Annotated in this window: 10 protein-coding genes; all 10 read left to right on the top strand. The window is 72.8% G+C overall.

All coding sequences use genetic code 11. The features are described from left to right. Nucleotides 1–3: 3 nt before the first annotated feature. Entirely contained in the window at nt 4–1,053 is a 1,050-nt protein-coding gene (locus tag GA0074692_RS14370) for a quinone-dependent dihydroorotate dehydrogenase (protein ID WP_091653451.1), read from the top strand. Further along, on the top strand, nt 1,050–2,324 hold the full coding sequence (locus GA0074692_RS14365; protein ID WP_091644779.1) for an adenosylmethionine--8-amino-7-oxononanoate transaminase: 1,275 nt from the start codon (nt 1,050–1,052) through the stop codon (nt 2,322–2,324). Before GA0074692_RS14370 ends, GA0074692_RS14365 begins: the two co-directional genes overlap by 4 nt. 28 nt (nt 2,325–2,352) lie before the next feature. Then, the gene (gene pyrF / locus GA0074692_RS14360) at nt 2,353–3,219 is read left to right on the top strand and encodes an orotidine-5'-phosphate decarboxylase (RefSeq protein WP_091644777.1); all 867 of its coding nucleotides are present in this window, start codon (nt 2,353–2,355) and stop codon (nt 3,217–3,219) included. Between the two features lie 146 nt (nt 3,220–3,365). Next, nucleotides 3,366–3,683 carry an integration host factor, actinobacterial type gene (mihF, locus tag GA0074692_RS14355; RefSeq protein WP_088984943.1) on the top strand — a complete coding sequence of 106 codons (318 nt, stop codon included), beginning with the start codon at nt 3,366–3,368 and terminating at the stop codon, nt 3,681–3,683. Between the two features lie 415 nt (nt 3,684–4,098). Then, entirely contained in the window at nt 4,099–4,362 is a 264-nt protein-coding gene (gene rpoZ, locus GA0074692_RS14345) for a DNA-directed RNA polymerase subunit omega (protein WP_007075826.1), read from the top strand. A gap of 14 nt (nt 4,363–4,376) precedes the next feature. Then, the gene (gene coaBC, locus GA0074692_RS14340) at nt 4,377–5,585 is read left to right on the top strand and encodes a bifunctional phosphopantothenoylcysteine decarboxylase/phosphopantothenate--cysteine ligase CoaBC (RefSeq protein ID WP_091644775.1); all 1,209 of its coding nucleotides are present in this window, start codon (nt 4,377–4,379) and stop codon (nt 5,583–5,585) included. 68 nt (nt 5,586–5,653) lie between these two features. Next, complete coding sequence (metK, locus tag GA0074692_RS14335; protein ID WP_091644772.1) at nt 5,654–6,847, top strand: methionine adenosyltransferase; 1,194 nt, start codon at nt 5,654–5,656, stop codon at nt 6,845–6,847. After that, nucleotides 6,844–8,898: a primosomal protein N' gene (locus tag GA0074692_RS14330; protein WP_091644769.1), complete on the top strand. Its 2,055-nt coding sequence runs from the start codon at nt 6,844–6,846 to the stop codon at nt 8,896–8,898. Before metK ends, GA0074692_RS14330 begins: the two co-directional genes overlap by 4 nt. A gap of 203 nt (nt 8,899–9,101) precedes the next feature. Next, nucleotides 9,102–10,085 (top strand): AAA family ATPase, encoded by a 984-nt coding sequence (locus GA0074692_RS14325; protein ID WP_091644767.1) that lies wholly within the window; start codon nt 9,102–9,104, stop codon nt 10,083–10,085. Between the two features lie 139 nt (nt 10,086–10,224). Beyond that, nucleotides 10,225–10,785 (top strand): peptide deformylase, encoded by a 561-nt coding sequence (gene def / locus GA0074692_RS14320; RefSeq protein ID WP_091644764.1) that lies wholly within the window; start codon nt 10,225–10,227, stop codon nt 10,783–10,785.

The following is a 10,785-nucleotide window of genomic DNA, read 5'->3' as shown; positions in this document are numbered from 1 at the left end:
GTGGTGATGTTCCAGCGGATTGTCAGGGCGGGCCTGTTCCGGATCGGGGGCGGGGACGCCGAGGCGGCGCACGAGTGGACGTTGCGGCGGCTCGCCGGGCTGTCCGGGCGGCCGGTCGCCCTGGCGGCACTGCGGGCGCGGTACGCGGCTTCCGCGCCGCGTACGGTCTTCGGCGTCACCTTTCCCAACCCGGTCGGGTTGGCCGCCGGGATGGACAAGAACGGCGTCGCGTTGCCGGCCTGGCCGGCGCTGGGCTTCGGGTTCGTCGAGGTCGGCACGGTGACCGCGCGCCCGCAGCCGGGCAACCCCCGGCCCCGGCTGTTCCGGCTGCCCGACAGCGAGGCCGTGGTCAACCGGATGGGCTTCAACAACGCCGGAGCCGAGGCGCTCGCCGCCCGGCTCGCCGCGCTGCCCCGCCCACTCGGCGTGCCGCTGGGCATCTCGCTCGGCAAGTCCAAGGTGACGCCCATCGAGGAGGCGGTGGAGGACTATCTCGCCTCCTACCGGGCCCTGCGCGGGCACGGCGACTACTTCGCGGTCAACGTCTCCTCGCCGAACACCCCGGGCCTGCGCGCCCTCCAGGACCGGGAACACCTCGACGCGCTGCTCGCCGCCCTGGTGGGGGAGAAGCCGGTGCTGGTGAAGATCGCCCCGGACCTGACCGAGCCGGCCATCGCCGAACTGCTGGAGGTCTGCCTGGCCCGGGGCGCGGCCGGCGTGATCGCCACCAACACCACCCTGGCCCGGGACGGACTCGCCCCGGGCGACCGCGCACGGGGCGCGGAGGCCGGCGGTCTCTCCGGTCGGCCGCTCGCCGTCCGGGCCCGGGAGACGGTGGCCTTCGTGCACCGGGAGACCGGCGGGCGACTGCCGGTGATCGGCGTCGGCGGGATCGTCGACCCGGACGACGCGGCCCGGATGGTCGACGCCGGGGCGAGCCTGGTGCAGCTCTACACCGGCTTCGTCTACCGCGGTCCCGCCCTGGTGCGTGCCGCCGCCCGGGCGATCGGCCGCGCCGGGAGCGCGACCACCGCCGGGTCGGCCGGCCGGTGACCCCTGAGGAGATCCTGGCAGGGGACCGGGAACACGTGTGGCACCCGTACGCGCCACTGCCCCCGGCCGTGTCGCCGTACGTGGTGGAGAGCGCGCGGGGCGTACGGCTGCGGCTGGCCGACGGGCGCGAGCTGGTGGACGGGATGTCGTCCTGGTGGGCGGCCATCCACGGCTACCGGCACCCGGTGCTCGACGCGGCGGTGGTCGACCAACTCGGCCGGATGAGCCACGTGATGTTCGGCGGGCTGACCCACGAGCCGGCGGTCCGGCTGGCCGACACCCTGGTCGAGCTGGCCCCGCCCGGCCTGGAGAAGGTCTTCCTCTGCGACTCCGGGTCGGTCGCCGTCGAGGTCGCGATCAAGATGTGCCTCCAGTACCAGCGCGCCACCGGCCGGCCGGGCCGGCACCGGCTGGGCACCTGGCGGGGCGGCTACCACGGCGACACCTTCCATCCGATGAGCGTCTGCGACCCGGAGGGGGGCATGCACCACCTCTGGACCGACGTGCTGCCCCGCCAGGTCTTCGCTCCCGCGCCGCCGGGCGACTTCGACACCCCGGTCGACCCGGCGTACGAGGCGGCGCTGGTCGACGCGGTCGAACGGCACGCGGACGAGCTGGCGGCGGTGATCGTCGAGCCGGTGGTGCAGGGGGCCGGCGGGATGCGTTTCCACAACCCGCACTACCTGCGGGTGCTGCGTGAGGTGACCCGCGCCCACGGGGTGCTGCTCGTCTTCGACGAGATCGCCACCGGCTTCGGCCGGACCGGGACGATGTTCGCCGCCGAGCACGCCGGGGTCAGCCCGGACGTGCTCTGCGTCGGCAAGGCGCTCACCGGCGGCTACCTGACCCTGGCCGCCACGCTCTGCACGGCGGAGATCGCCCGGGGCATCTCCGCCGACGGGGTGCTGGCGCACGGTCCGACGTTCATGGGCAACCCGCTCGCCTGTGCCGTCGCGAACGCCTCCATCGGGCTGCTGCGGGCCGGGGACTGGGCCGCCGAGGTGTCCAGGGTGGACCGAGCGTTACGGGCCGGCCTGGCGCCCTTGCGGGGCACCGCCGGGGTGCGGGACGTCCGGGTACTCGGCGCGATCGGCGTGGTGCAGCTCGACCACGACGTGGACCTGCCGGCGGCGACCGCCGCCGCGGTCGCCGAGGGGGTCTGGCTGCGTCCGTTCCGGGACCTGGTGTACACGATGCCGCCCTACCTGACCGACGACGCGGACCTGGCCCGGATCACCGCCGGGGTCGCCGCGGCCGTGGCGGCGGGCTGAGGGCCGGGACACGAGAGGAAGAGACCAGATGGAGAGCTTCGGAGCCCGGCTGCACCGGGCGATGCGGGAACGCGGGCCGCTCTGCGTGGGCATCGACCCGCATCCCGGACTGCTGGCCCGCTGGGGCCTGCCGGACGACGTGTCGGGCCTCGAGCGGTTCAGCCGGACCGTCGCGGAGGCCATCGGCGACCGGATTGCGGTGGTCAAGCCCCAGTCGGCCTTCTTCGAGCGGTACGGGTCCCGAGGGGTCGCCGTGCTTGAGTCAACTATCCGACAGTTGCGTGAAGCGGGTTCGCTCGTTCTCCTCGACGTCAAGCGCGGTGACATCGGATCGACCGTCGCCGCGTACGCCGACGCGTACCTCGATCCATCCAGTCCGCTGTATGTCGACGCGGTTACGGCGAGCCCCTACCTGGGAGTAGGTTCACTGGCTCCGATGTTCGACACGGCGGCCCGGCACGGTGGCGGCGTCTTCGTGCTGGCGCTGACCTCCAACCCCGAGGGCGGTGCGGTGCAACGCGCGCGCGGCGCGGACGGGCGGACCGTCGCCCAGACGGTCATCGACGAGATTTCGCAGCTCAACGCCGATGCGGAGCCGCTCGGGAGCATCGGTCTGGTGGTCGGCGCGACGGTCGGTGACACCGGTCACGACCTCTCCCGGGTCAACGGCCCGTTGCTCGCTCCGGGGCTCGGCGCGCAGGGCGGCACGGCGGCGGATCTCCGGACCGTCTTCGGTTCCGCCCTCGCCGCCGCCCTTCCGTCGTACTCCCGGCAGGTGCTCTCCGCCGGGCCCGATCCGGCCGCGCTGAGGGCGGCAGCCGAGCAGGCGTTGACCGACTGCCGACGGGTTCTGGGCCCGGAGAAACTGACTGACGGGTCGGTCACCACGCAGTGACGAGCGCGCGTCCACGTTGCCGAAAGTTCCGTTGACCGCTAGTTTTCCCGGCGCTGGGAACCACGGACCCCTTTGGTTCCCAGTGACATCACGTTTCACAGCGGCGGCGCGTCCCGCCCGCCGCGATAGGGATCTGAGGAGAACTGGTGCCGCTCCCGTCACTTACCCCTGAGCAGCGCGCGGCCGCGCTGGAGAAGGCCGCGGAGATCCGCAAGGCCCGTGCCGAGCTGAAGGAACAGCTCAAGCAGGGCAAGACCACCCTCGCCTCCGTTCTCGAGCGGGCCGAGGCCGACGACGTCGTGGGCAAGCTGAAGGTCTCGGCGGTCCTCCAGGCCATGCCGGGCATCGGCAAGATCAGGGCAACCCAGATCATGGAGAAGCTCAAGATCGCCGACAGTCGCCGGCTGCGTGGCCTCGGTGACCAGCAGCGCAAGGCACTGCTGGGAGAGTTCGCCGGGAACTGACCCGTAGCGGGTACGAACAAGCGGTGAGTACCGCTGACGAGACGCGCCCGGCGGCCCGGCTCGCTGGCCTCGCCAGCCCCTCCGGGGCTGGCCGGGCCAGTGTGGTCGGCGCGGTCCGGGCGCGTTTTGCGGCGATGTGGCCGCCGCCGGCGCGTGGCGTGTCCGTCAGACCCGGCCGGACGCCCGACTGGAGCTGCTCGCCCCGCCCGGCTTCCGTCCCGACACGCGGACCGGCGCCGCGTTCGACGTGACCCTCCGACATGACCTGCTCGAACGGGTCACGAACGAGCTGGTAGGATTGCTCGGTTCGTCCCTTCCGGCACCGGTCCAGCCGCGACCGCGCGGTTGACCGCCCGCCGAGCTGCGGCCGGTCCACTCGGCCGCGGTCGGCCACTCAGACGCAGAGGTTTAATTCGTGGGATCCATCGCCAACCCCGAAGGCATCACCAACCCGCCGATCGACGAGCTGCTGGAGAAGACCACCTCGAAGTACGCCCTGGTCATCTTCGCCGCCAAGCGCGCCCGCCAGGTCAACGCCTACTACAGCCAGCTCGGTGAGGGCCTGCTGGAGTACGTCGGCCCGCTCGTGGAGACCACCCCCCAGGAGAAGCCGCTCTCGATCGCGATGCGCGAGATCAACGCCGGTCTGCTCACCGCCGAGCCGACCGACCAGCCGTAGTCCGTTCCGTGCCGATGTCCGCCGGGATCGTCCTCGGGGTCGGTGGCGGCATCGCCGCCTACAAGGCATGTGAGCTGCTGAGGCTCTTCACCGAGTCGGGCCACCGGGTCCGGGTCGTGCCGACCGCGTCAGCGCTCCGCTTCGTCGGAGCGCCGACCTGGGCGGCGCTCTCCGGCCAACCGGTGGCCGACGACGTCTGGACGGACGTGCACGAGGTGCCCCACGTCCGGCTCGGTCAACAGGCCGACCTGGTCGTGGTCGCGCCGACCACCGCCGACCTGCTGGCCAAGGCGGCTCACGGGCTCGCCGACGACCTGCTCACCAACACCCTGCTGACCGCGCGCTGCCCGGTGGTGCTCGCCCCGGCGATGCACACCGAGATGTGGGAGCACCCGGCCACCGTGGCGAACGTCGCCACCCTGCGCGGCCGGGGCGTTCTGGTGATCGAGCCGGCGGTTGGCCGGTTGACCGGCGCCGACAGCGGCAAGGGCCGCCTCCCCGACCCGGCGGAGATCTTCGCCGTGGCGCGGCGCGCGCTGCGCCGGGGTGCCGGTGCCCCCGCCGATCTGGCCGGCCGCCGGGTGGTGGTCACCGCCGGCGGCACCCGTGAACCACTCGACCCGGTACGGTTCCTCGGCAACCGCTCCTCCGGCAAACAGGGGTACGCCTTCGCGCGCTCCGCGGTCGCCCGGGGCGCCCGGGTGACCCTGATCTCCGCCAATGTCTCGCTGCCCGATCCCGCCGGGGTGGACCTGGTTCGGGTCGGCACCACCGAGGAGCTGCGTACGGCCACCCTGGCGGCGGCCGACACGGCCGATGTGGTGGTGATGGCGGCCGCTCCGGCCGATTTCCGTCCGGCGACCTACGCGACTGGCAAAATCAAGAAAGCGGAGGACGGCCGCGCGCCCACCATCGAGCTGGTGACCAACCCGGACATCGCCGCCGAGTTGGGCGAGCGCCGTCGACCGGGACAGGTGCTGGTGGTGTTCGCCGCCGAGACCGGCGACGCGGAGGCCAACGGCCGGGCCAAGCTCGCCCGCAAGCGGGCGGACCTCATCGTGATCAACGAGGTCGGCGCGGACAAGGTCTTCGGCGCCGAGACGAACGCGGCGACCGTCATCGGCGCGGACGGTTCGATCCGGGCGATACCGGAACGAAACAAGGAAGATCTCGCCGACGACGTCTGGGACCTCGTGGTACCCCGGCTGACATCCCCGACGTAGAGCACCCCGCAACCGGGCGGCAATGACTACACTGCCGCGGAACGACCCTTCACAGCTTTAGGAGTGCCGTGACACGCCGCCTTTTCACGTCCGAGTCGGTCACGGAGGGCCACCCGGACAAGATCGCTGATCAGATCAGTGATGGGATTTTGGATGCTCTGTTGAGTGAGGATCCGCGTTCGCGGGTCGCGGTGGAGACCTTGATCACGACGGGTCAGGTGCATGTCGCGGGTGAGGTGACGACGAAGGCGTACGCGGATATTCCGGCGATCGTGCGGGAGACGATCCTGGGGATCGGCTATGACTCGTCGCGTAAGGGGTTCGACGGGGCGTCGTGTGGGGTGAGTGTGTCGATCGGGGCGCAGTCCCCGGACATCGCTCAGGGTGTGGACAACGCGTTCGAGTTGCGGACCGGGTCGTCGGAGTCGGCGTTGGATGCGCAGGGCGCCGGGGACCAGGGCATGATGTTCGGGTTCGCGTGTTCGGAAACCCCGGAGTTGATGCCTCTGCCGATCGCTTTGGCGCACCGGTTGGCGCGGCGGTTGTCGGCGGTGCGGAAGGACGGGACGATCCCGTACCTGCGTCCGGATGGTAAGACGCAGGTGACCATCGAGTACGACGGTTTGCGGCCGGTCCGTCTGAACACGGTGGTCGTGTCCTCCCAGCATGCGGCGGACATCAGTCTGGAGTCGTTGCTGACTCCGGACGTGCGGGACCATGTGATCACCCCGGAGGTGGATGGGCTGGGGTTGGACACGGACGGGTACCGGTTGTTGGTGAACCCGACGGGCCGGTTCGAGATCGGTGGCCCGATGGGTGACGCGGGTCTGACGGGTCGGAAGATCATCGTGGACACCTACGGTGGGTACGCCCGGCATGGTGGTGGGGCGTTCTCCGGTAAGGACCCGTCGAAGGTCGACCGGTCCGCCGCGTATGCGACGCGGTGGGTCGCGAAGAACGTCGTCGCCGCAGGGTTGGCGGAGCGGTGTGAGGTGCAGGTCGCGTACGCGATCGGTAAGGCACACCCGGTGAGTTTGTTCATCGAGACGTTCGGCACGGAGAACGTGCCGGTCGAGCGGATCGAGAAGGCCGTGGGTGAGGTGTTCGACCTGCGCCCCGCGGCGATCATCCGCGATTTGAACCTGCTCCGGCCGATCTACCGGCAGACCGCCGCCTACGGCCACTTCGGCCGCGAACTCCCCGAACTGACCTGGGAGAACACCGACCGAGCCGCCGACCTCAAGTCAGCCGCAGGAGCCTGACCAGCACCAGACACCACGACCGGCGGCCCGCTGACGGGTCGCCGGTCGCTCGTGTCTGCGTCGACGTACCACTGGCCCATCTCGACCGGCCCTTCGACTACCTCGTCCCCGCCGACCTGGCCGAGTCGGCGGTGCCCGGCACCCGGGTCAAGGTCCGTTTCGCCGGCCAACTCGTCAACGGCTGGCTGCTGGAACGCACCGAGCGGTCCGGGCACACCGGCCGGCTGGCGTACCTGGAGAAGGTCGTTTCGCCCGAACCGGTGCTCGCCCCGGAGATCGCCCGCCTGGCCCGGGCGGTCGCCGACCGGTACGCCGGCAGCCTCGCCGACGTGCTCCGCCTGGCGGTACCGCCCCGCCACGCCCGCGTGGAGAAGGAAACCCCCACCGACGAGACCTCAGCCGCCGACGAGGGTCCGGCCGACGAGGGGCCAGCTGGCGGGGACCCCGCCGAGCCCGCTCCGCCCGGGCAGAATCCGTCTGCGGCATCCGTCCCGCCGGTGGGTTCGGGCGGCTGGGAGGCGTACCCGGCCGGGCCGGGGTTCCTGCGGGCCCTCGCCGACGGCCGCGCTCCGCGCGCGGTCTGGTCCGCGCTGCCGGGGGAGGACTGGCCGACCCGCGTCGCCGAGGCCGCGGCGGCCACGGTACGCGGCGGACGGGGCGTGGTCGCCGTGGTCGCCGATGCCCGGGACCTGGATCGGCTCGACACCGCGCTGACCCGGGTGCTCGGTGCCGGGCGGCACGTCCGGCTCTCCGCCGCGCTCGGTCCGGCCCGGCGCTACCGGGCCTTCCTCGCCGCCCGCCGGGGTCGGGTGCCGGTGGTCATCGGCACCCGCGCGGCGATGTTCGCCCCGGTGGAACGGCTCGGTCTGGTGGCGATCTGGGACGACGGCGACGACCTGCACGCCGAGCCACGGGCACCGTACCCGCACGCCCGCGAGGTGCTGCTCACCCGCGCCCAGCTGGCCGGGGCCGCCGCCCTGGTGGGCGGGTACCCCCGTACCGCCGAGGCGCAACTGCTGGTGGAGACCGGCTGGGCGCGGGAGGTGGTCGCGGAGCGAGCGACGGTGCGGGCGCGTACCCCCGCCGTCGAGCCGACCGGCGACGACCCGCAACTGGCCCGCGACCCGGGCGCCGCCACCGCCCGGCTGCCCAGCCTGGCCTGGACCACCGCCCGGGACGCGTTGCGCGCCGACACGCCGGTGCTGGTCCAGGTGCCCCGCCGCGGCTACCTGCCCGCCATCTCCTGCGCCACCTGCCGGGCGCCGGCCCGCTGCCCGCACTGCGCGGGACCGCTCGCCCTGCCGTCCGCCCGGGGCACGCCCGTCTGCCGCTGGTGCGGCCGGGTCAGCGCCGCGTACGCCTGTCCCGAGTGCGGCGGACGCCGGCTGCGCGCCGCCGTGGTCGGGGCCCGACGGACCGCCGAGGAACTGGGCCGGGCCTTCCCCGGGGTGCCGGTGCGCACCTCCGGGCGGGAGGAGGTGCTCGCCCGGGTACCCGCCGGAGCGGGCCTGGTGGTGGCGACCCCGGGGGCCGAGCCGGTCGCCGACAACGGGTTCGGCGCGGTGCTGCTGCTGGACTCCTGGGCCCTGCTCACCCGGGCCGACCTGCGGGCCGGGGAGGAGGCGCTGCGTCGCTGGCTGACCGCGGCGGCGCTGGCCCGGCCGGCGGCGGCCGGCGGCCGGGTGGTGGTGGTCGCCGACGGCGGCCTCGCCCCGGTGCAGGCGCTGCTGCGCTGGGACCCGGCCTGGTTCGCCGCCCGGGAACTGGCCGAACGCCGGGAGCTGGGGTTTCCGCCGGCGGTGCGGATGGCCAGCGTGACCGGCCTGGCGCCGGCCGTGGCCGAGCTGCTCGCCGAGGCCCGGCTCCCCGAGCGGGCCGAGGTGCTCGGTCCGGTCCCGGCCGAGGACGACCGGGAACGGATGCTGGTCCGGGTGCCCCGGGCCCGGGCCGCCGCGCTCGCGGCGGCGTTGCACGCCGCCGCCGGGGTCCGGGCCGCCCGCAAGGCCGCCGACCCGGTCCGGGTGCAGGTGGACCCGTTGGAGCTGTTCTGAGTGGTCCGGTGCGGGGTGTTCGCCGGGAAAGTCCTGGCAGGCCCGTGGTAGCATCGCCCCTCACTGCCTGCGCCGGTGCGGCGCGACGAGGCCGGAGCGCGTCGACGCGTCGCCAGAACGACACGCGACGCCAGAACGACAACGCGTCGACGCGACGCCGAATCGATGATGTCAACCAGCCGGTGATCAGGGGTGGATCAGTCGTGACCGTTCGTCAATCGATCGTCTTCAACGGTGACCTCGGTAGCGGCAAGAGCACCGTCTCCGTCGAGATCGCCAAGCTGCTCGGCATGCGGCGGGTCAGCGTCGGCGACCTCTACCGGCAGATGGCCCAGGAGCGGCAGATGACCGCGCTCCAGCTCAACCTGCACGCCGAACTCGACCAGGCCGTCGACGGCTACGTCGACCAGCTCCAGCGGGACATCGCCGCCTCCGGCGAGGCGCTGGTGATGGACTCCCGCCTGGCCTGGCACTTCTTCACCGACGCGGTCAAGGTGCACATGATCACCGAGCCGGGGGAGGCGGCCCGGCGGGTGCTGCTGCGTCCCTCCGGCCCGGCGGAGAGCTACATCTCGCTGGAGGAGGCGAAGGCCAAGCTCAAGGAGCGCAGCGACAGCGAGCGGAACCGGTTCATCCTCCGGTACGGCGTGGACAAGGCCAAGCTGCGCAACTACGACCTGGTCTGCGACACCACCCGGGCCACCCCGGCCGAGGTGATCACGCACATCGTCGACGCGTACGAGGGGCGGCTCGCCGCCGACGTGCTCCGCGACGCCCCGCCGCTGCTGCTGCTCGACCCGGCCCGGGTCTACCCCACCGAGGACGTGCACAACCTGCGCGGGCTTTGGGAGAGCGACTTCGTCGGCACGGTCGGTGCCGCCGGTGACCGGGGGCTGGAGCCACTGAGCATCGGCTACTCCGGGGAGTACTTCTTCGTCGTGGACGGCCACCGGCGACTCAGCGCCGCTCTCCAGAACGGCTTCCCGCTGGTGCCCGGCCGCCTGGTCGCCGAGGTCGACGAGCCCGTCGCCGGCGGACTCAGCGCGGCCGAGTACTTCACCCACCACGTCCGGGCCGGCAACGTGCGCGACTGGGAGGCCGCGCACAAGATCCAGCTTCCGTTGCCGGAGCACGCCCTGCGGGCCCCCGACGCGGTGCTGGCCGGCGACCCGGCCGCGGGGCGCTGACCGCCCACGCCGACCAGCACCACGGCCGGCGGGTGACCAGGCCAACCGGGGAACGCGGTACGCCGCCCGGAGCCGGTCCGCGCGCTCCGTAGACTGGTACGGCACGAGTTCCGCCCCGTCGACGAAGGAGCCACCCCGCGTGACCGTCCAGCCCATCCGTCTGTTCGGGGATCCGGTGCTGCGCACGCCGGCCGATCCGGTGGTCGACTTCGACGTCGAGCTGCGCAAGCTCGTCGCCGACCTGACCGACACGATGCGGGAGCAGAACGGGGCCGGTCTGGCCGCCCCGCAGCTCGGTGTGGGCCTGCGGGTGTTCACCTTCGAGGTCGACGACGTGCTCGGGCACCTGGTCAACCCGGTGCTCGAGTTCCCGGACGAGGAGGAGCAGGACGGCCCGGAGGGCTGCCTGTCCATCCCCGGGCTCTACTTCGACACCAAGCGCCGGCAGAACGTGATCGCCAAGGGGTTCAACGCCTACGGCGACCCGATGCAGATCGTCGGCACCGGCCTGATGGCCCGCTGCGTGCAGCACGAGACCGACCACCTCGACGGGGTGCTCTTCATCGACCGGCTGGACACGGCCGGTCGCAAGGAGGCGATGAAGGCGATCCGCCAGGCCGAGTGGTACGACGTCGCCGCGCCGCCGGTGGTCAAGGTCAACCCGCACGGCGCCGGCAGCCCCTTCGGTCTGGGGCGGTGA

The sequence above is a fragment of the Micromonospora pallida genome (genome assembly GCF_900090325.1).
Taxonomy (GTDB): domain Bacteria; phylum Actinomycetota; class Actinomycetes; order Mycobacteriales; family Micromonosporaceae; genus Micromonospora; species Micromonospora pallida.
The sequence above is the reverse complement of the archived record's forward strand: the minus strand, read 5'-3'. Positions and strand labels throughout refer to the sequence as shown.